21 protein-coding genes are annotated in these 20,261 nt (G+C 62.4%); 3 read left to right on the forward strand and 18 right to left on the reverse strand.

Going from position 1 to position 20,261, the window contains the following annotated elements:
* The first annotated feature begins 6 nt into the window (after positions 1-6).
* The gene (locus PJL15_RS16955) at positions 7-744 is read left to right on the forward strand and encodes a ferredoxin reductase (RefSeq protein WP_281452313.1); all 738 of its coding nucleotides are present in this window, start codon (positions 7-9) and stop codon (positions 742-744) included.
* Positions 741-1,070: a DUF6510 family protein gene (locus tag PJL15_RS16960; protein WP_281452314.1), complete on the forward strand. Its 330-nt coding sequence runs from the start codon at positions 741-743 to the stop codon at positions 1,068-1,070. The genes PJL15_RS16955 and PJL15_RS16960 overlap by 4 nt, the downstream gene beginning before the upstream one ends.
* Positions 1,071-1,117: 47 nt before the next feature.
* Here the strand turns inward: PJL15_RS16960 and PJL15_RS16965 are convergent, their stop codons facing one another.
* The 14 genes from PJL15_RS16965 to PJL15_RS17030 form a co-directional block, all read right to left on the reverse strand.
* Complete coding sequence (locus PJL15_RS16965) at positions 1,118-1,570, reverse strand: YybH family protein (RefSeq protein WP_281452315.1); 453 nt, start codon at positions 1,568-1,570, stop codon at positions 1,118-1,120.
* 151 nt (positions 1,571-1,721) lie between these two features.
* A complete protein-coding gene (locus PJL15_RS16970; RefSeq protein WP_281452316.1) occupies positions 1,722-2,006 on the reverse strand; it encodes a winged helix-turn-helix transcriptional regulator in 285 nt (94 codons plus the stop codon).
* Positions 2,003-2,407: a VOC family protein gene (locus PJL15_RS16975; RefSeq protein ID WP_281452317.1), complete on the reverse strand. Its 405-nt coding sequence runs from the start codon at positions 2,405-2,407 to the stop codon at positions 2,003-2,005. Before PJL15_RS16975 ends, PJL15_RS16970 begins: the two co-directional genes overlap by 4 nt.
* Before the next feature lie 131 nt (positions 2,408-2,538).
* A complete protein-coding gene (locus tag PJL15_RS16980) occupies positions 2,539-3,147 on the reverse strand; it encodes an alkylhydroperoxidase domain protein (protein WP_281452318.1) in 609 nt (202 codons plus the stop codon).
* Positions 3,144-3,812: a CMD domain protein gene (locus tag PJL15_RS16985; protein WP_281452319.1), complete on the reverse strand. Its 669-nt coding sequence runs from the start codon at positions 3,810-3,812 to the stop codon at positions 3,144-3,146. Before PJL15_RS16985 ends, PJL15_RS16980 begins: the two co-directional genes overlap by 4 nt.
* A complete protein-coding gene (locus tag PJL15_RS16990) occupies positions 3,809-4,858 on the reverse strand; it encodes a putative FMN-dependent luciferase-like monooxygenase (RefSeq protein WP_281452320.1) in 1,050 nt (349 codons plus the stop codon). Before PJL15_RS16990 ends, PJL15_RS16985 begins: the two co-directional genes overlap by 4 nt.
* Positions 4,855-6,510 carry a dipeptide ABC transporter ATP-binding protein gene (locus PJL15_RS16995; protein ID WP_281452321.1) on the reverse strand — a complete coding sequence of 552 codons (1,656 nt, stop codon included), beginning with the start codon at positions 6,508-6,510 and terminating at the stop codon, positions 4,855-4,857. The genes PJL15_RS16990 and PJL15_RS16995 overlap by 4 nt, the downstream gene beginning before the upstream one ends.
* Positions 6,507-7,388 carry an ABC transporter permease gene (locus PJL15_RS17000; RefSeq protein ID WP_281452322.1) on the reverse strand — a complete coding sequence of 294 codons (882 nt, stop codon included), beginning with the start codon at positions 7,386-7,388 and terminating at the stop codon, positions 6,507-6,509. Before PJL15_RS17000 ends, PJL15_RS16995 begins: the two co-directional genes overlap by 4 nt.
* On the reverse strand, positions 7,385-8,329 hold the full coding sequence (locus tag PJL15_RS17005; protein WP_281452323.1) for an ABC transporter permease: 945 nt from the start codon (positions 8,327-8,329) through the stop codon (positions 7,385-7,387). Before PJL15_RS17005 ends, PJL15_RS17000 begins: the two co-directional genes overlap by 4 nt.
* A 1-nt stretch (position 8,330) precedes the next feature.
* On the reverse strand, positions 8,331-9,998 hold the full coding sequence (locus PJL15_RS17010; RefSeq protein WP_281452324.1) for a TIGR04028 family ABC transporter substrate-binding protein: 1,668 nt from the start codon (positions 9,996-9,998) through the stop codon (positions 8,331-8,333).
* A gap of 176 nt (positions 9,999-10,174) precedes the next feature.
* Positions 10,175-11,083, reverse strand: a complete 909-nt coding sequence (locus tag PJL15_RS17015) for a sulfurtransferase (RefSeq protein ID WP_281452325.1) — start codon at positions 11,081-11,083, stop codon at positions 10,175-10,177.
* Positions 11,080-12,567 (reverse strand): NtaA/DmoA family FMN-dependent monooxygenase, encoded by a 1,488-nt coding sequence (locus PJL15_RS17020; protein WP_281452326.1) that lies wholly within the window; start codon positions 12,565-12,567, stop codon positions 11,080-11,082. The genes PJL15_RS17015 and PJL15_RS17020 overlap by 4 nt, the downstream gene beginning before the upstream one ends.
* 241 nt (positions 12,568-12,808) lie before the next feature.
* Complete coding sequence (locus PJL15_RS17025) at positions 12,809-14,326, reverse strand: aldehyde dehydrogenase family protein (RefSeq protein WP_281452327.1); 1,518 nt, start codon at positions 14,324-14,326, stop codon at positions 12,809-12,811.
* A gap of 61 nt (positions 14,327-14,387) precedes the next feature.
* Positions 14,388-15,479: a Zn-dependent alcohol dehydrogenase gene (locus tag PJL15_RS17030; RefSeq protein WP_281452328.1), complete on the reverse strand. Its 1,092-nt coding sequence runs from the start codon at positions 15,477-15,479 to the stop codon at positions 14,388-14,390.
* 259 nt (positions 15,480-15,738) lie between these two features.
* On the opposite strand from PJL15_RS17030, the gene PJL15_RS17035 reads away from it, so the two are divergent.
* Positions 15,739-17,397: a sigma-54-dependent Fis family transcriptional regulator gene (locus PJL15_RS17035; protein ID WP_281452329.1), complete on the forward strand. Its 1,659-nt coding sequence runs from the start codon at positions 15,739-15,741 to the stop codon at positions 17,395-17,397.
* Between the two features lie 99 nt (positions 17,398-17,496).
* Here PJL15_RS17035 and PJL15_RS17040 read toward each other — a convergent pair whose 3' ends face one another.
* From PJL15_RS17040 to PJL15_RS17055, 4 genes are all read right to left on the reverse strand, one after another.
* A complete protein-coding gene (locus PJL15_RS17040; RefSeq protein ID WP_281452330.1) occupies positions 17,497-18,087 on the reverse strand; it encodes an adenylate kinase in 591 nt (196 codons plus the stop codon).
* Positions 18,084-18,350, reverse strand: coding sequence for a hypothetical protein (locus tag PJL15_RS17045; protein ID WP_281452331.1), 267 nt, complete (start codon positions 18,348-18,350; stop codon positions 18,084-18,086). Before PJL15_RS17045 ends, PJL15_RS17040 begins: the two co-directional genes overlap by 4 nt.
* A 144-nt stretch (positions 18,351-18,494) precedes the next feature.
* On the reverse strand, positions 18,495-19,631 hold the full coding sequence (locus PJL15_RS17050; RefSeq protein ID WP_281452332.1) for a bifunctional 2-methylcitrate synthase/citrate synthase: 1,137 nt from the start codon (positions 19,629-19,631) through the stop codon (positions 18,495-18,497).
* Positions 19,632-19,677: 46 nt separating this feature from the next.
* The coding region (locus tag PJL15_RS17055) for an isocitrate lyase/phosphoenolpyruvate mutase family protein (RefSeq protein WP_281452333.1) at positions 19,678-20,261 on the reverse strand (584 nt) is incomplete at its 5' end.

Consider the following 20,261-nt stretch of genomic DNA (forward strand, 5'->3'; position numbering starts at 1 on the left):
TTTACCGTGAGTTCCGTGTGGCGGGTCGCTGAAGTTGTGGACGGGATGCCGGAAAATGCCACAGCGAGGACCATCAGGTTGCGGGTGGCTGGCTTGATGGGACACCTCGCCGGCCAACACATAGATGTCCGCCTCACCGCCGACGATGGGTACTCCGCCATCCGCTCATATTCGGTTTCATCGGCAAGTCCGGACGAGCATCTGGACATCACCGTGGATGAATTGCCCGACGGCGAAGTGTCGCCTTACCTCGTCCGGGACTTGGCGGTCGGTGACCAACTGGAGATACGAGGCCCGGTGGGTGGCTGGTTTGTCTGGCGCCCGGACAGGGTGAATGCAGTGCAACTGATCGGGGGAGGATCCGGTGTGGTGCCACTGATGTCAATGATCCGTGCCCATCAGGCTTCGGATAACGAGTCCGCTTTCAGGCTGCTCTACTCACTGAAGTCACCCGAGACCTCCCTCTACGTCGAAGAGCTCCACAGGTTGGACCAGGAATCAGCCAAGTTGACGGTCGACTACATTTACACGCGTTCGACGCCGGAAGGTTGGCCGGCGGGACCGGCGCGCCTTACGTCGGACACCCTTTTGGGCAGGATTCTTCCAGTGGAGGCGAGCCCGGATGTATTTGTCTGCGGCCAAACAGTGTTTGTGGAGACCGTTGCCGACTGGCTTGTGACGGCAGGCTATTCTCCGGAGTCGATTAAAACCGAGCGTTTTGGCGGGACGGGAGGTATCCGGTGAACAGCGCTGACGACTTCGCCGTCCCCGACCCCGAAGACCAGGATGTTGCATCTTTCCATGACCCAATTACGCATGTGGACGGGAATGCAGCGGCCGGCGCACTGTCCGAAGTGTTCCGCATCGACATCATTGCTGCCCTTGGACGCTGCAGGCATTGCGGCTCAGTGAGGGCTTTTGCTGAGGCCATGGTGTTCGTGGACGCACCGGGCATCGTGGTTCGGTGCCGTGACTGTCAAGGGGTGCTGCTGCGTTTAGTGGAAACCCCGACGCGATTCTGGCTGGATTTGAGTGGTCTGAACTACTTGGAGATCGACCGCGATCAATAGGGTGCGGGGTTGGTGATGGGCCGTGCGGGCATTCGAGGCGCATCGGCCTAGCTTTGGATGAGGGATCCGGGCGGTCGTGGCGTGGTGATGGTGTCTGCATGGCGGTGGACGACTTTCCATTGGCCATCTTCAAGCCGGAATACAGTTGTTACCCGGAGTGGAATAGGCGTCATTTCAGTGGAGCCAGCCACCTTGGCCCGGGCCCGTTCGATTTCGACAATGTATGCAAGGTCCGTTCCGGCGAAGTCGGAGATCCGCTCGAACGTGATGGGTTCGCCTTCTCGAAGGAGAGCTGAGGCGCGGTCCATGATGGCCTCCACCGCGCTTCGGCCGCGCCCTGGGGGTCCCAAGGGGTTGGCGAGGGTGACGTCCTCCCTTGTCGAGAACATCTTTTTCTGGGGCGCCGGGTCTCCTGTGACGAAAGCATCGAGAGCCTGGTGGTACTGATCAATGGCGTGGTTGAGCTCTGAAGGCACTTGGCCAATTTCTGTGTCGGACATTGCTGCTCCTCCAGTTTTTTGCTGCTCGGACCTCTGGACGAGGCGAAGCGTGGGAGGTCGGGCCTGATAATTGGAATCGTGGCACCACCGGCCAGCTAAGTCCACCCGTCCATCGACAGAGGACCCGCAGTTCTTCGCGGAGCCACGAGAACTAACTGCCCTCCTCGTCGCCCCAACGTGCCAGTGCAAGGATCGGCTCACGCAAGGCGAGCCCGCGATCGGTCAGCGCGTACGCCCGGGTGTTATGTCGCAGGGGCAAGCGCGACAGTACGCCGGCGGCCTCGAGTTCGCGCAGGCGGGTTGCCAGCATGTTGGTCGGCACTCCGAGGTCGCGCTGGAGATCGCCGTAACGCTGTGGCCCGTCGAGCAGGCGCTCCACGATGAGCAGGGCCCACCGTGCTCCGACGATGTCGAGCGCTGCGGCGAGGTCGCTCACGTTGTCGGGTCGGCGTCCGGCTTCATCCAGAACGGAGAGTAGTGGTAGCCATCGGGGTCATCGAATTGGCGTTGGTACATGAAGGGGTAATCGTCGGTGTCGCCGATCCGTCCGCCGGCCGCGCCGGCGCGTTCGATGAGTTCGTCGACCGCCTCACGGCTGCCGAGGTCGAAGGAGACCGTGACCTTGGAGGGAGTATCAGGTCCGCCGACCAGCTCCTCGGCGCCGCCGACGCTGGCGTACATTTCGCGGCTGCCGAGCATGACGTACTGCTCAGGTGCGATCGCGAAGCAAGACACATTGTGATCGGACATTTCGGTGTTGAGGGTCCAGCCGAGGGCGGTATAGAAGGCAGTGGCGCGCTCGACGTTCTCAACCGGGCAGGTGATGAAAAGGCTCATGTGGCTCATACTTGCAAAATGCAAGTGCAACGTCAATACCCTGCCGTTCCCGGGCATGGGCGCTTTGGGGTCAACACCGGGTCCGCTCCCAGGTAAACGTGGTTTCCGTGTCCATCCCTGGACACTGCGCGTTAGTGCCGGTTCGTTTCCTCCGGCTCACCAAGCGACAGCATGAGTCGGTTGGCCCAGTTGAAGAAGGCTGCGCCATGGATGACATCCGAAACCTCCAGTGCGTCGAGCCCTTCGAGCTTGAGCGCACGGATGTGCTCGGCCTTAAGCTGTGGAGGAGTCTGCGCCAGTGCCTTGGCCGCGGAGGCTATCGCGTTCCAGCGGGGGCCCAGATCAGCCGAGGCACCTTCGTCGAGGAGCCGCTGGATGTCATCTTGCCGGCCAGAGTAGTGTGAAGCGAATCGTGCATGCACGGAGGCGCAGAAGACACAGCCGTTCTCCCGGGAGGTAGCAGCTGCGGCCAGCTCACGTTCGGCGCGTGGCAGCCCTTCCTTGGTGTTGTAGAAGATGTCCTTGTCGGTCCTGGTCCTTGCCCCCAGGATGTCAGGATCCCGGGCCAGCAGACGGAAGTAGTCGCTGGAAGCCCTGGATCGGTCCACGAGTCCCTCGTACTGGCGGTCCGAAAGGTCTTCCACAGCAGGGGCATGCAGCCAGGGTACCCAACCAAGTTGCTCCTGAGTGAAGACCTCAGGGCGATTCAGTGCGGCGTAATTTACCACTTCGTCAGTCATGCGTTGATCCTTACTGTTTGGGCACCTTCAACGGCTGCCGCGAACGTGGAAGAGGTTTCCTGCGCCGCATTGCCGGCCAGGAGTTCCAACCCGGCGATAACCCGGAGCTGGTAAGTCAGGAAGGCGACGAGTTGCGAGAGCGTCACGATTCCCGTGGTCGACCAGCCGGCTCGTACCAAGGCGTCCAACGCATCAGGCGACGCTTCCCGTGGCCGGAAGACCAACAAGTGGGCGTGTTCCAGTGCAACCGCCAACTTTTCTCCCAAAGCTTCCGCCAGTTTCGGCTCGGCGCTCCAGCGGAGGCCCGGTCGGTCCTCGCTGCGGAGTCCGGGCTCGCGGTACTCACCGTAGGGTCCCTGGGCTGCACCGGCAGCAGCTGCCTCATGCAACAAAGCAACCAGATCGGGGTTGAGGTCGGACGCTTCCAAAGCTTCACTGTAGAAGGCCGCGGCTGCCTGGTTGCCGTGCAGCAGCACCACAAACACGGCGACGGCGGTGCGTTCCGTCAGGCTTGCGTCTTCCAGGTGCTCGGCATGGAATAGAGCAACGTAGCTTGATTGCGTGTTGTCACGGGTAATGGGGCGTCGGTGACGCAGTACGTCCAGGGGTGAGCCTGGGTTGATCCCCAAAATAGTGTCGACGGCGTCGGGTTTGGTGGTGCTCATTTCTCTCCTTGCAGGGCGGGTATGAGGGCGTTGGCAGACTTCCAGCCGAGCCTCGGTACTACCTCGGTGGCCGCGAGTTCGATGGAGCGAAGAATGTGTTCGTGGGGTGGGTCGATGGAGTGGACCTGGAAGGACACGTCCGTTGCCCGCTCCAGTGAACTGTCACGGCTGAGCGATTCGACGACGTCCTCCACGGTTCCCACATGGGCATCGGTGGCCGCAATGAGGGATTCCACGTCATGGCTTTCGAAGACGTGGCCTTGGCGTTCGAAGTGCGGGACGATCCGGCGCAGTCCGGTTTCCGCGAAGTGGAGGGCGGTGGCACGGTCGTCGGCGACGAACAGCGTGCGGGAGGCCAGGATCCGAGGCGTGGCTCCGTTGGGGAGTGCCTCAAGGTAGGCGTCGATGATGGGGTTCTGCAGGTGGTCCAGCGGTGCACCCGCCAACGATTCTTCCCGTGGCTGGGTCCGTGACAACATGAGGCCATCGCCGGAGCGGCCTGCACGTTCGCCTCCGCTGCTGGAGAAAGTGGCCTGCCACAGCCTGTCGAGCAGTTGCGGAGCCGCTGGGTAGAGGGCATTGGCCGAGGACTGAATATCCTTGCCGGCCCACGCCTCGGTGAGGAGCTGCAACTTTTCCGTGAAAATCCGACGGCGTTGGTCACTTTCGAGTCCGAACGCAGCGAAAGAGGACGCGGTGCCGCCCGTCCCCACTCCCACTTCAAGCCTGCCACCGGCGAGCAGATCCAGTACGGCAGTGTCCTCCGCCACCCGCAGCGGATCCTCCAGCGGAAGCGTGATGATTCCGGTACCGAGCCGGATGCTGGTTGTCCGGGCAGCGGCGTACGCCAGGAAGACCAGTGGGGCCGGCAGGCCGCCTTCGGCCTCGTTGAAGTGGTGTTGCGCGACCCACGCCGTATCAAAGCCCGCTTTTTCTGCGGTCTGGATTTGCTCCAAGGCCAACCTGTAACGCTCAGCCGGGCCGGCGTCGTCGAGCAGGCGCGTGAAGAAGCCGATCCGTTTGGTAGCTTCTGCTCGGTGGGTCATTGCTTCGCCTTTCGGTTGCCGGGGATCGCCTCGATCAGCTCCCGGGTGTAGTGGTGTTGGGGGTTGTCGAACACCTCGGACACGGTGCCCGTCTCTACCTGCCGGCCCGCGCTCATGACGGAAACGGTGTCTGCGATTTGCCGCACCACGGCCAGGTCATGGGTGATGAACACATAAGTTAGGTCCAGTTCGCGTTGCAGTTCTTCCAACAAGGCGAGGATCTGGGACTGGACGGTGACGTCAAGCGCCGAAACTGCCTCGTCCAGGATTAGGACCTGCGGGCGAAGGACAAGTGCCCTGGCAATGGCCACCCGCTGGCGTTGGCCGCCGGAGAGCTCCCGTGGGTGCTTGGTCAGCAGGCTCTCCGGCAAATGGACACGGTGAAGCAGGTCCCGGACGGCCTTGACGCGGTCCTGGCGGGACACTGGTCCGAAGTTCAGCAGTGGTTCTTCAATGATCCGGGTGATCGTCTGCCGCGGATCAAGAGAGGTGAAGGGATTCTGGTAGACGAGTTGAACGTGCTTCCGGAACTGCCGGAGGCTCTTGGCATCCAATCCGGAGAGCTCGTGGCCGCTGATGGAGATGCTGCCTGAAGTGGGCCGTTGGAATCCGGCGAGGGCACGCGCGGTAGTGGTCTTCCCGGAACCGGATTCACCGACGATTGCGTGGGTGCTGCCTTGGGGAACCTGGAAGCTCACATCGTCCACGGCCCGGAACCGCTGGTTCCGCCCGGTGTCGAACTCTTGGATGAGGTTGTCGACCTGCACTGTGTTGGTGCGGCCAAGCTTGGGCGCCGGGCGGGGAACGACGGGAGAAATCGACGGCGCATCGGCCAGGAGTTGCCGTGTGTAATCGGTGGAGGGGTTCGTGAGCACCTGGGTTGTAGGGCCCTGCTCCTGGACCCGCCCGCCTTTAAGCACCACGACGCTGTCGGCACGGTCTGCCGCCACGCCGAGATCGTGCGTGACAAAAAGGACCGCTGTGCCGGTCTCGGCACGCAGGTCATCAATGAGGTCCAGAATCCGCCGTTGAACAGTGACGTCCAGTGCGCTGGTCGCTTCATCGGCGATGATCAGCTGGGGCTCAAGGGCTATGGCCGCTGCGATCAGGACGCGCTGCTTCATGCCTCCGGAGAGCTCATGGGCGTATTGCCCGGCACGGCGTTCCGGCTCCGGGATGCCCACCCGCTCCAACAGCTCGAGGACCCTTTTTCGCCGCTTCGGCTTGGGAAGCTTGGTGTGCAGGCGCAGCACTTCCTCCACCTGGGCGCCGACGGTGAGAACCGGGTTCAACGAGCTTGTGGGATCCTGCGGGATCAGGGCGATCTTGGCGCCACGGATCGATTCCAGGCGCTTCTGGGACCAACCGGCAATGTCCGTGCCGTTCAGGAGGATGCTGCCACCGTCTACGCGGCCATTGCCGGCGAGCAATCCGATGACTGCCTGGGCCGTAGTGGATTTCCCGGAACCCGATTCACCCACCAAGGCGAGGACTTCGCCGGGCAGGATCTTCAGCGAAACCTCGTGGACCACGCGGCGGTGTTTTCGGTGCCGGTCTGCGTAGGAAACAGACAAGTTCCTAAGTTCCAGTACGGGAACGGTGTCCGGCTGCCCGGGTGCGGCCACGGCCGGATCTGTCAGAACGTCGGTCACGGGTGTACCTTTCGGATCGAATGGCTGATGCGGTTGGCGGACAAAACCACGGCAACCACCACCAGGCCCGGGTAGGTGGTCAGCCACCAGGACGTGGCCACGTAATTCCGTCCCTCCGCGATCAACAGCCCCCACTCCGGGGTGGGCGGGGGAGCGCCGTAGCCCAGAAAGCCAAGGGTGGAAATTGCCAGGATGGCACTACCGAACTGCAGCGCCACGAGTGCCAGCACAGGTCCGGCCGAGTTGGGCAGGATATGGCGCCACAACACGGCGGTGAACGTCCCACCACTACCAAAGGCAGCCTCGACAAAGTCGCTGCGGCGCACGCTCAGGACTTCGGACCGGGAGAGCCTGGCGAAACTGGCTACGGAACCGACACCCACGGCTATGGCGGCGTTCACGGTGCCAAACCCCAGGATGATGATGATGCTCAGTGATAGCAGCAAGCTGGGTATCGACAACAAAACGTCAACTATCCGCATCACCACGGCGTCGGTGATGCCGCCCAAGGACCCTGCCAGCAGCCCGAGGATGGTTCCCACCACGAGTCCAACGGCGACGGCGACCAGCGCGCCGGTGACCGAGTTGATCGAGCCGTGGATCATCCGCGATAGGAGGTCGCGGCCAAGTTCATCGGTGCCCAGCAAGTACTCAGCGTCGGGCGGCAGGAGCTTGTCCCTTGCCTTGCCGGAGACCGGATCATGACTTGTAAAGAGTCCGGGGGCGATGGTCCACAGCGCGACGACGCCCAGGACAAGCCAGGCAAGGAGCAGCCCTGGTTGGATCCGTGGGATGGTGAAGGGCCGCTTGGCTTCCACAGGATCGGGTGTGAGTTCCTCCGCCGGGGACACGGTTTCCTCCACAGTGGCGTGGCTCATGTGAGCGCTCCTGCCTTTCGCTTAAGCCGGGGGTCCAGCACGGGGTACAGCAGGTCCACGGCGAGGTTGACCAGAACAAAGGCCGCCGCGGCGAGGACCACCACGGCCTGCAGCACGGCCGCGTCCTGGTTGTTGACTGCCTGTTGTGTCAGTTGGCCCACGCCGTTGCGCCCAAAGACTGTTTCGGTGACCACGGCCCCGCCAATCAGTTCGCCCAGCAGGACACCAGCAATGGTCAGGGCCGGAAGCACTGCATTTCGGGCCACGTGGTGGCTCAGTACCCAGGCGTTGCTTCCGCCACGCGAACGGGCGACGGCGACAAAGGGCTGGGTGCGTACGTCGTCGATACTGCGGATCAGTACCTGCGCCAGCGGCGCCGACAAGGGGACGGCCAGCGTGGCCACGGGCAGAATCAGGCCCAGTGCCTCCGGTGGGTTGATGACGGGGATCAGCTTCAACCGGAATGAAAAGATCTGGATCAGCACGATGCCAAGCCAAAAGACCGGCACGGAGACCAGCAGGGACGGCAGCGACTGGAGAGCGTCCCTCAGCCAGGCGAAGGGCGCGAGACTGGAGAGGAATGCGATCGCGACGGCCAGGATGACCGCTGCGAGGAAGCCCAGGCCCGCCAGTGCGAACGTCGAGGGGACGGTGGCGGCCAGTTGATCAACCACAGGCACACCGGCCTGAACCGAGTAGCCGAGGTTGCCGGTGAGAAAGCCTCCGAGTGAGTCAAGGTACTGCAGGAACAACGGAGTATCTGCGCCATAGGAGCTGCGGATGTGCGCGATTTCCTGCGGGCTCAGACCCATGTCCGGGTTTTGGTATTTGATCAGCAGGGCATCTCCGGGCAGCGCTTGCAACAGCACAAAGGCTATGGTGAACGCTGCCCAGAGGACCAGGGCGGCCTGGCCGAATCGGTTCAGGAGGTAGCGCGGCATATCAGTTCTTCTTGAGCCAGACGCCGTAAAGGCTTGGACGCCCCACTGCTTCGAAGGCGAGCCCGTGCAGGTACGGTGCCGAAGCAAACACCTGGGGTTCTTCAAAGATCGGGATGACCAGGGCCTGGTCGATGAGATAGTTCTGGATGTCGGCGACGTCCTTCAACCGCTGCTGGGGATCGGTACGTGCTGTTTCAGCTTCGAGCAGGGAGTTGAGCTTCTCATCGACGAAGCTTTTGACTTTCTGACTGCTGCCACCGAGCTGGAGCAATGCGTCCCGGTTCTTCGGGTGGAACTGGCTCTTGATGACATCCGGGTCGGCGCGACCCACCATGGCGACGGAGACCGGGGTCTTTTCAGGATCCAGGCTGTCAACGGTCTTGCTGCCGGAGTCACCTGCCAGGACGTTGAGTTTGACGCCCACCTTCTGCCACTGCTGTGCCACGAGCTGCAACACAGCCTTGTTCTGCGGCTGCGGCAAGGATTCGTAGATCGTCAGGGAAAGTTGGGCTCCGTCCTTGGTCCGGATACCATCGGCTCCAACTTTCCAGCCGGCTTCTTCCAAGAGCTGCTTGGCCTTCTCCGGATCGTGGCCCAACTTGCCGGACAGATCCACGTAGCCGGTGGCGTCCTTGGCAAGTACAGAGGTAGCCACCGGGTAGTTCTCAGAAAAGATGGTATCCACGACTTCATTCGTGTCCGTGGCCTTCAGCAGCGCTTGCCGCACCCGTACGTCGGCCACCAGCGCGTTGTCCGGACGGAAGACAATACTGTCGTTGACCCCTCGAGTGCCCGGCGCGTAGATCTTGAAGTTCTGTCCCGCCACCTGTTTCTCGTCATAAGCCTGGACCTGGCGGATCAGGTCGCCTTGGCCGGCGAGGAGCGAGCCTGTACGCACGCTGTCTTCCGGGGTAACCACGATCTTGACGGTGTCCAGGTAGGCGCGGCCTTGGTGCTCCGCCTTAGCGGGTCCCCAGTTGTAGTCCTTGCGGGCATCCAGGACCAGTTCTTTGCCCAGAACCTCGCTGGCGACTGTGAAAGGGCCACTGCCGATGATGTTGCGGGCGTCGCCGAGTTCGTCGTACTTGCGGTCCAGTGTGCTGATGGAGACGATGCCGGAGCCAATGGTGGCCGTACCCTGGAGAAAGCCCGGCGAGGACTTCTTGAAGTGGAACTTGACTGTCAGCGGGTCCACAACCTCGCTGTGGTCGTAGTTGTTGATGACCTCGGACACAGGCTGGTTCAGGGCCTTGTTGCCCAAGCCATACGTATCGAAATTGCGTGCCACCGCTGCGGCGTCCACGGGTGTGCCGTCAGAGAAGGTAACGCCCCTTCGCAACTTGAACGTGTACTCGGTCAGCTCGGCGTTACTGGACCAGGACTCGGCAAGCCAAGGCTCAATCTCGAGCGTTTCAGGGTTCTGAAAAGTCAACTTGTCAGTTACCTGGTTAAGGACGCCGCCGTTGGGATAGAACCCTCCCGACGGCGGATAGAGGTTGGTATGCGCCTGCTGCTCGAGGTAGACCAGTGTGCCGCCGGTGACTGGTGTGCCGCCGTCGTTAGCAGGACTGGTGGCCTCTGTGCTGGAGCCACAGGCGGCCAGCACACTGGCCAGCGCAAGCGCTGCTATGCCGGCTGAGATGGCGCGGACAGGTTTGCGGAAAACCATGGAGGGGCCTCTTTCGCATAAAACGGAGTGCGGTGCACGACCGCGAAGGGGAGTGAAGTCAGGACGTCTTGACATCACTGTAGGAGGGGCAAAAGCCCCGCGGAATTCCACCGACATCAGCAGTCACTCCAGTTCGCATTACGCAAAACCGGGTCACGCTCCGCAATGAAAACCTGCTAATTGCAGGCCCTAGCAGCCTGTTCGGCCGAAGTGGCAGCGGACCACGCCGACCAGGACCCGACGTACAGGGATGCATTGATGCCAATGGTCGCTAGCGTGAGGACTTTATGGGCGGCCAACACTCCAGCTCCGCAGTAGGTTCCGACGGCGGCTCCGGACGTTAGCCCTGCGTCGACGGCCTTGGCACGGAGTGCTTCGGCGGGGAGCAGCAGGCCGTTGTGGTCGAGATCGGTGGTGCTGGGTGAGCTGTAAGCGCCCGGGATGTGAGTTGCCGGGCCCTGGGAAATCGCGGAAAAGTGCTCTGCTTCCCTCGCGTCGATCAACACGCCGGCAGGGGCGAAGACGGCTGCTTCCTTGGTGCTTAGCGTGGGCAGGCTACCTTGGCCGTGCGGTCCGAAGGGCTTCAGGGTTACAGTTCCTGTCTGTGATTTGGGGCGGGAGATGCTGCTCGGAAGGCCTTGGCCCTTCCAATACCCGTAACCGCCGTCAAGGACTTTGACGTCAGCCAATCCAGCCCACCGGAGTACCCACCAGGCCCGGGCGGCGGACAGGCCGTGGCGGTTGTCATAGACGACGATCCGTGAATCGTCATTGATGCCGAAACCCCGAAGGGCGCGCTGAAGCGTTGTGAACTCCGGAAGGGGCAGCGCCCCGTCGGCGGCGGGCCTGTGACTGCCGGCGTCGGCGAGGACGGTGGATAGCGGGACGTAGTGGGCACCTGGCAAGTGTCCGGCGTCGTATTCCGCCTTAGGGTCGGCAAGCCCGGGTCTAAAACGGACGTCAAGGAGGACAGGCGGCTGCCCGCCGGATAGTTGTTCTGCCAGGTCTTGGGCGCTGATGAAATGTTCGTCCCGGAAGTCGTACTGAACAGCGGCAGTTGCCGGGGGAGGACTTGTTGTACTCATCCGGTAACCCCCGCACTGACGGTGGCGTCCGCCGTCGATGGCTTTTCGCCGGGCAGCAACCCTCCCTGCTCATGAACGTTGGGTGGGACTGCAAGGCCAAGATGGTCGCGCAGTGTGGTCCCTTGGTACCCGTCCCGGAACAGGCCCCGGGCGCGAAGTTCCGGGATGACGCCGCGGGTGAACCGCCCGAACTGGTCGCCCAGATAAGGGGTAAGAATGTTAAATCCGTCGACGCCACCTTCTTCGTGCCAGGTCTGGAGATAGTCCGCCACCTGCGCCGGCGTGCCTACTACCACGCTGTAAGGCACCAGGTGGTTGACCAGAAGATCCCGCCACCTCACCGGCCTCTGGGTGTCGGGAACCCGCCCGGACCTACGGGCGACCAATTCGAGCAAATGTCGGCCGCGGGGGTTGAAGCGCTCGGCATCGGCGGCTGGGACGTGTGCGTCCAGATCGAAGTGAGCTGCTGAAAAGCCCAGCGCATCGTCCAAGGCGGCGAGGCTGCGGGTATCCGGGAATCCTTCCCGTTCGTCATGCGGACCTGGGGAAACAGGTACACCGGACACCAGGAAGTCGTGAATATCCCAGGCTTCCTCGACGGTCCAACCGATAATGGGCAATACGGGGGTGAGGGTCTTGACGGCCTGAGGGTCCCGACCCTGTGCAGCGACTTCCCGGCCCAGCGTGGCGGTTTCAACCGCGGCCTCGGCGATCCCGGGAAGTCCCAGGAGGGCCAGATCGGCGCGGGAGTGAACCAGTTGCCTGGACCGTGAGGAGGTGCCCGCATGAACTAATGGCACGTGGCCCTGGATTGGCCTAAGGACATTCAGTGGCCCGGCCACTTGATGGTGCTCGCCGCGGAAATTGGCCCGGTGGAGTCTGTCCGGGTTCAGGTATGTACCGGATTCCTGATCCGCGACGAGGGCTCCCTCGCCCCAACTGTCCCAAAGCAAACGCAGTGCATCGATAAGTTCCTCTGCGGAGTCGTAGCGCTGTTCGTTTCCCCAGTGGGCGTCCCGCCCATGGTTGGCCGCGGCTCGCGGCTCGGCTCCTGTAACGATGTTGAGCCCAAGCCGCCCACCGCTGAGGCGGTCGATGGAAGCACTGATCCGTGCCAACGTGTAGGCGTCTGAATACGTCGCGTTGACTGTGGCGATCAAGCCGATGCGGGAGGTCACTCCTGCCAGGAATCCCACAGCGCTCAACGGCTCAATGCGGGCTGCAAGGTAGGGATCGCGAAATTCCAGGTCCGGGCCGGTGGCCAGCCAGTCCCCGAAGAAGATGTAGTCCAGCCCGGCACTCTCGGCCTCCAGGGCAGTGGCCCGGATGACATCGGCGTCGTCATGCGGATCATGGTGGGCGCCGGGGTATCGCCATCCGCTCGGGTAGGCGCCTACAGCCCGGAACATGGCGCCGATAATGAGGTGTCTTCGGCGAGGCACCTCGGGGTGGATATTGCTGTAGTTCGCGTGAGAACGGGTCATAGGCAGAAACTAAAACGTTGGTCAGGGGAATTGTGAATGCTACTTAACAGCTCTTAGCGCGGGGTCACCGCGGGACATCAGAGTTCACGAAGGGGTGAGCGGTGGAGCGTGTCCTGGCCGTCAAGGCCGTCGACTGCGGCGTCGCGGACGACCGACGAGGCTCGTCCGCGACGTAGAACAGAAGGCCGCATGATTTGTTGTCACCGGCGCGCAGGGCAGTGAATCACCGTGGACCGTGTCGTCAGAGCGCGATGGTCACCGATTTCACCTGCGTGTACAGGTCGATGCTCTCCGGGCCAAGTTCCCGACCCCACCCCGACTGGTGATAGCCACCGAAGGGAAGTGCGGTGTCCAAGGCGTGATAAGTGTTGACCCACACCGACCCCGCGTTCAGACGACCCGCCACCCGGTGTGCCCGGCTCAGGTCCCGGGTCCACAGCGCAGCGGCGAGGCCGTACTCGGTGTCGTTGGCCGCCTCGATAACTTCCTCCTCGTCGGAGAACGGAATTGACACCGCGACCGGCCCGAAGATCTCTTGACGCACGATGGACATGTTCGGGGTGGTGTCGACGAAGACCGTCGGTTCCACGAAGTACCCTGAGTCTCCCCACCGGTTGCCGCCCACCAGGGGGCGGGCACCCTCACGCTTGCCGGCGTCAAGGTAGCCCATCACCCGCTCCAATTGTTCCTCTGAGACCAGCGGGGTGATGTCTGAGTCGGGATCGTTGCCGGGTCCAATTGTGAGGGCCCGGACCTGTTCGGCGAGGGCGGCGTTGAACTCGTCATAGATGTCCTTGTGAACGTAGACCCGAGTGCCGGCCTCACACGCCTGTCCCGAGTTCAGCGTGAATCCTTGGATTGTGCCGGCCACTGCGCTCGGTATGTCTGCATCGGCGAACACGATGTTTGGAGACTTGCCACCGAGTTCCAGGGACACCTTTTTCAGATTGCCTTGGGCCGCTCCGACAATCTTCTTTCCAACTTCTGTGGACCCGGTGAACGCTACTTTGTCCACATTGGGGTGTCCGGAGAGGGCCGCTCCGGCGTCTCCGAAGCCCGTGACGATATTGACCACACCCGCCGGAACCCCTGCCTCTACCAGGATGCGACCCAGCAGCAGGGCGGTCAACGGAGTTTGTTCGGCCGGTTTGAGGACCACGGTGTTGCCGGTTGCCAACGCGGGAGCGACCTTCCAAGCAGCCATCAGCAGCGGGAAGTTCCATGGGATTATCTGAGCGCAGACTCCCACGGGCTCCCTCCGCGTGTAGGAGTGGAATTCAGCCTCTTGCGGCGCCAGGAGCATGGACGGGTTGTTGGTCGCCCCCTGCAGCTTCGACGGCCAGCCGGCGTAGTACCGGAAACAGTCGGCTGCGGACCGGACGTCAAATGCTCCAGCGATGCCAACAGGCTTGCCGTTATCGAGAGACTCGAGTTCGGCGAAGTCGTCGGCGCGTTCCAGGATCAACTGCGAAATCCGCCACAGCAAGTCCTCCCGCAGGTTTGGCCGCATCCGGACCCAGGAACCCTCATTGAAGGCTGCACGGGCCGCGGTGACAGCGGCATCGATGTCTTCAGCCTCGCCTTGAGGCACTTTTGCAAGCACCTCGCCGCTGGCTGGGTCGTAGGTGGCGAAGGTCTTGCCGGATTTGGCATCCACCCACTCGCCGTTGACCAGCATCTGCTGAGGACTTGCGAGGAACTCCTTCACCCGTGCGGAGGAGATGGACTTTGTGCTGTAGTGATCGACGGTGATGCTCATGAACGATCCTTCCTGATTGACCCAGGGGTCAACCTGATGATGGTGATATGTGGGGACCTGCTCAAAAGGATGTGATGACCGAGCGGATGACTTCGCCCTTCTTCAACTTCTCGTAGCCCTCGTTGACCTGGTTCAGACTGATCTCCTGGCTTACCAGGCTGTCCAGTTCGAAGCGGCCCTGGACGTACATGTCGGCGTAGAGCGCGATGTCCCGTTTGACGTTCGATGAACCCATCAGCACGGCGTGCAGTCGCCGCTGACCGAACAGCGCGTCCAGGGATGCGTCGAAATTCGTGGTTGCGCCGGGAGGGGCGATGCCGATGAGGTAAGCCGTTCCCCCAGGGCGTGTCATCTTTTGAACCTGTTTCTGTGTGGCTTCCAGTCCGATCACCTCGAAGGCATGGTCGACTCCGCCCGTTAGTTCCTGGACCGCGGCAACGGGGTCGGTGGCCTTGGAGTTGATGAGGTGGGTAGCGCCGAACTTCAAGGAGGCCTGGAGCTTTGTATCATCAATATCAACCGCGATGATGTGCTTGGCACCGCAGAGTCGTGCGCCACTGATGGCATTGAGCCCGATGCCGCCCGTACCGACCACCGCTACTGTGTCACCCGGACGGACGTGGGCAGTATTGATCATGGCACCGGCGCCGGTCACCACAGAGCAGCCGAGAAGGGCGGCCTGGGGAAACGGGATCTCTTTGTTCACCACGGCCAGCTGGTTCTCATGGACGAGCACCTGCTCGGCGAAGCCCCCGACGTGGACCGACTGGGCCACGGCAGTCCCGTCCGGGAGGGAGATACGAGGCGCCTGGCCTTCTGTTCGGGAGACGGCGGCCGGGTTCAGGCAGAGCGTGCTCCGACCGGACAGGCATTCGGCGCAGGCACCACAGTAAGGAATCAGACATGCCACCACGTGATCACCCACCTGCATGCTCGTGACGCCTGGGCCGATGGAACGCACCACGCCGGAGATCTCGTGTCCCCCGACGGCGGGCAGCGGCAGGCCGAAGTCGTTCTCTATCAGGTGGAGGTCGGAATGGCACAGGCCCGATGCCTTGACGTCGAGGAGTACCTCCCGACCAATCGGATCATCGATCCGCACATCGTGGACGGTAAATCCCTGGCCCACCTTGGTTGCCAATGATGCTTTCATGAACTTCCCTTCTCGGCCTCAGGTCCGTCACGACTGAATGTGACGAAGGTCCCTAAGAACTTCAGGCTAGGCGGGATGCCGGCGCAGCAAGTGTGCAGATTTGGCACACTGCGAGCAGGTCGATCCCTGATAGCCCGATGTGGTGTCCGCTGCTGGCGTCCGGTCCTCCGGTTTGCGCCGCAACGTTGTCTTAACAGGCAGCCTCAGCTAGTTTTGGGGGGCACCGGGAGCGATGGAGCTTCTGGACCATGGAGGTACAGTGTCTCGACTCACTGCGGAAAAGCCCGACGTATCATCGGCGTGGAAAAGATCGCAACTCTACGGCGTGGCACCCCACTACGTCCCGGCCGTTCCGGGTTCCGGGACGTCAGAAAAACCGGCCACTGCGCTGCTTCGGGCAGCTGCGCCCACGCTGGCCGCAGTGGGTGAAGATCTGACAGGCTTGGAAGTGTCCTTGCTCCTGGCCAACCGTTCGGGACTCCTGGTACAGACCGTCGGTGACAGGAAGTCGTACATCGGTGACCAGGTCGAGAGACGGGGACTGTTCGTCGGCACCGACCTGACCGAAGAGAGGGTGGGCTTCAATGGTGTGGGCACTGCGCTGGAGGTCAGTCGCGGCATTGCCGTCAATGGCAATGAACACTTCATCGAGGCGTTCCGGACATTCTCCTGTTTTGGCGCTCCCATCGTTCATCCCGGGAGCGGGCGCATCGAAGGCGTCCTCAACGTCACTGCGCTTGCCGGCTCGACGCCCTCCCTGCTGGAGGGCTTTGCGCGGAGCGTGGTCCGCCAGATTGAACACCAGCTCGTGCAGAATACACACGCCGACGAATACCGGCTGATGACGGAGTTCCGACGAGCCACCAGCCGAACGCGGGATGCTGTCTGCGCTTTCGGGGACGGGGTGGTAATGAGCAACCAACAAGTGGAAAGCCTCCTGGAGCACATCGACTTCGACACCCTGCGGCGGATGATTGCCGACGCCCGTCCGGACGGTGTGACAACGACCTCGCTGGAAATCAGTGCGGAGCGCGAGGTGGCAGTCGAAACCCGCCTGGTCCCTTCTGGCGGGGCGATCCTAACGTTGCGCCCGCAGTGGCAAGGAGCGATGAGGATCACCCGGGGCCGGCCCCGGCCGGATAGTTCGGGACACGTCTGGGGTTCCCGCTTGAGGTCGGTGCGGGGGAAAACCGGCTCAGTGGCGGTGATCGGCGAACCTGGCTCCGGCAAAACCACAGCGGCGCGGGAGATAGGCGCGTCCCAGCCCATCGTGATGGATGGTCTCGATGCTCAGCTTGACGGTACACAAGCGTGGTCCCAGCGGCTTCTCTCCTCCAGCCGCAGCGGAGCCGCGCAACTCATCATCGACAACATGGATCTACTGGCACCCCCGCAGCTTGCGTTGATCCGTCAGCTCTTGTCCAGCGGCGCCGCCCCCCGGATCATCATGACGGCCACCGCAGAAGCGGTGGCCTGTGACGATTACGTACGATCCGTGGTCGCCTTGGCCGATAATCGGCTGGAGATTCCGCCACTGCGGGCTCGGGTCGCGGACTTCCCGGCTCTGCTGGACGCCGTCTCCCGAAGAATCTCCGGGGGCACGTCCTACACTTTTTCGCCTGCCGCGTTGCAGGCACTGACAAGGCAGCCTTGGCCCGGGAATTTGGCCGAGCTCCACAGGGTCCTCACGCAAGTGCTGTCCGGGCGGACCGGCGGGAGAATCGCTGTGGCCGATCTTCCTGAGTCACATCGGGGGGACAAGACGCAGCCCCTTCTCGGAAGGGACCGCGCTGAACGCGCGGCGATCGTCGAGGCACTTGAGGCCGCCGAGGGCAACAAGATCCAGGCCGCAGCAGGATTGGGTATCAGTCGCACAACGCTGTACCGCCGCTTGCGGGCCCTTAAGATCGCCCACTAGGGCCGGTCTCTGCCAGTTGCTGCCTTGCCCGAACGAGTTGGGGCTGAGGACATTCAAGTCCCCAGCCCCAGCATTTCGTCCGGGTGACCGGACGGCACATCACACCATCGACGGTGTGCCTGAACTGGCCGCCGTGATGGCGTGCAGCGCACGTTCCAGGACATCGCTGATGGAACCGGTACCGTTTGCCCTGGCCAGTATCCCGCGCTCGGAGTAGCGCGAAACGACTGGCTCGGTTTGCCGGTGGTACAGCTCGAGGCGATGCTTGATGACCTGCTCCGTGTCGTCGGTTCGTCCCGATTCGACTGCGCGGGCCAGCAAACGGGACACGAGTTCGCCGTCTGGGACCACAAGCTGGAGCACGGCGCTGATTCCCGGCTTCTCGGCGCTGAGGATGCCATCCAGATAGTCAGCCTGAGCCACGGTCCGGGGGTAGCCGTCCAGGAGGAATCCTTGTTCGGCGTCCCTTTCATGCAGTCGGTCCCGGACCATTTCATTCGTGATGGCGTCAGGTACGAAGTCTCCGCTGTCCATGAAGTTTTTGGCTTCTTGGCCTAGCTGCGTCAGGTTTCTGACGTTCTCCCTGAAGATATCGCCGGTGGATATGGCAGGGACACCCAGCTTCTCCGAGATGAGGGCAGCCTGTGTGCCCTTTCCGGAGCCGGGAGCACCAATAATCAACAATCTCATGTCACTCGTCCTTGGAGGTGTGTTGCTGGGTGGTCTGGAGCGTCTTGTTGGGAGAGATCCCACTGGTAGCGGGCGTAAACCTCTCTGCTGCCTGATTTCTCGACCATTTCCCGGGGCCATGGCCCCTCGGCGGAAAGCCAGATGATCGAGTTGTCCGGCATCACGGCATCCACGATGCCGTTTCGTACGAAGTGTCCGCCTTGGCGGATTTCCACGTGTTGGCCCAAGAGTCGTCCCCAGTCAGGTTGTGGGTGCAGGTCCATGGTTGTTCCTCTCTTCTGCAGAGGCCCTTGTCGCGAGGGCGACATCAAAATGGCGGCGGTGAGGCACCGAAACGTTGCGATAGTTGTGATGATCCGGGTGATCATCCGGTGCCTCACCGCCAGTTCAGGGGCTCGACGGCGACATCACAGTGAGCGTTGTTCCGCACCGTTGTATGCACTCAGTGGGCGGATCAGGGAGTTCGCTGCCGCCTGTTCCATGATGTGTGCGGTCCAGCCGGTGATGCGGCTGGCGACGAAGATAGGTGTGAATGTCGGGGTGTCGAAGCCCATGAGGTGGTAGGTGGGCCCGGTGGGGTAGTCGAGGTTGGGCTTGATGGCCTTGGCCTCGTCCATGGCCTGCTCGAGTCCGTTGTAGAGGCCAAGGAGTTCGGGTCGTCCGTAGTGGGCGATCATCTTGTCCAGTGCGGCCTTCATGGTGGGGACGCGGGAGTCGCCGTGTTTGTAGACGCGGTGTCCGAAGCCCATGACTTTCTTCTTCTGGGACAGGGCATCTTCCATCCAGGTTTTCGCGCGGGAGGCTGCCTCTTCGAGGGACTCTTCACTCCGGATGCCGATTTCGTCGAAGGTGTGCATCACGGCCTCGTTGGCGCCGCCGTGCAACGGACCTTTGAGTGCACCGATGGCTGCCGTCACGGCCGAGTGCAGGTCCGAGAGGGTGGAGGTGACAACCCTGGCGGTGAACGTGGAGGCGTTGAAGGAGTGCTCGGCGTAGAGGATCATTGAGACGTTGAACGCCTCTACCACCTCGGGGACCTGTTCTTCACCGAATGTCATCCACAGGAAGTTCGCGGAGTAGTCCAGATCTTCTCGCGGCTCCACAACATCCTGGCCCCGGCGGCGACGCTGATCGTAGGCCACCACAGCAGGCATGGCCGCAAAAAGCTCCATCGCCTTGGCCATATTGCCTTCCACCGATGAGTCTTCGGCCAGTGGATGACAGGCACCAATGATGGACGTGGCTGTCCTGCATACGTCCATGGGATGAGTCGTCAGGGGAAGCGCGTCGATCGCGAACTTCACCACTGGATTCAGGGCGCGGCCCGCCCGCTCGCGGGCGGTGAATTCGGCCAGCTGCGATTCGTTGGGCAGCTCCCCGTTCCACAAGAGGTAGGCAACCTCTTCGAAGCTGCATTTGGCGGCCAATTCCTGGACCGGGTACCCGCGGTACAGCAGGGAGTTGGTGTCGGGGTTTACCTTCGAGACGGCGGTGTAGTCCACCACGACGCCGGCAAGGCCCTTTCGGATTTCTGATTCAGGCATGATTGGAACTCCTTTGTTCTGTGTCGAATGTTCTGTATCGGGTGCGTTACCGGACACCCGGTACTGCGAAGTTGAATACGCCGGTATCGAATTGGTTGTATGCCTCGTAGTCCACGAGTTCGTAGAGCCGGGCACGGGTGAGCATCTCGCCAACGCGCACCTCCTGTGTGCCCAGGCGTTGAAGGGTCTCGAGAGTACGCTCTGCGGCGCCCATGGCAATGCGGAGGAGGGTGACGGGGTAGATGACCATGTTCACTCCGACTGCTTGGAGTTGGTCGATGGTGAAGAGGTCGCTTTTGCCGAACTCGGTCATGTTGGCCAGGATGGGCACGTCCACGGCGTCGCGGATGGCTTGGAACTCGTCCAGGGTGGCCATGGCTTCGGGGAAGATCGCGTCTGCTCCGGCGTCCACCAGGGCGCGGGCGCGGTCTTGGGCGGCGTGGATTCCTTCGGTCGCGCGGATGTCGGTGCGGGCCATGATGAGGAAGTTCGGGTCGCGGCGGGCGTCGGCTGCGGCGCGGATGCGTTTGGTGGCGGTGTCGAGGTCGACGACGTTTTTGCCGTCGAGGTGTCCGCAGCGTTTGGGGTTGAATTGGTCCTCGATGTGGCAGCCGGCGAGGCCGGCGTTTT

Origin of the sequence: Paenarthrobacter nitroguajacolicus (assembly GCF_029952445.1) — a bacterium.
Taxonomy (GTDB): domain Bacteria; phylum Actinomycetota; class Actinomycetes; order Actinomycetales; family Micrococcaceae; genus Arthrobacter; species Arthrobacter nitroguajacolicus_B.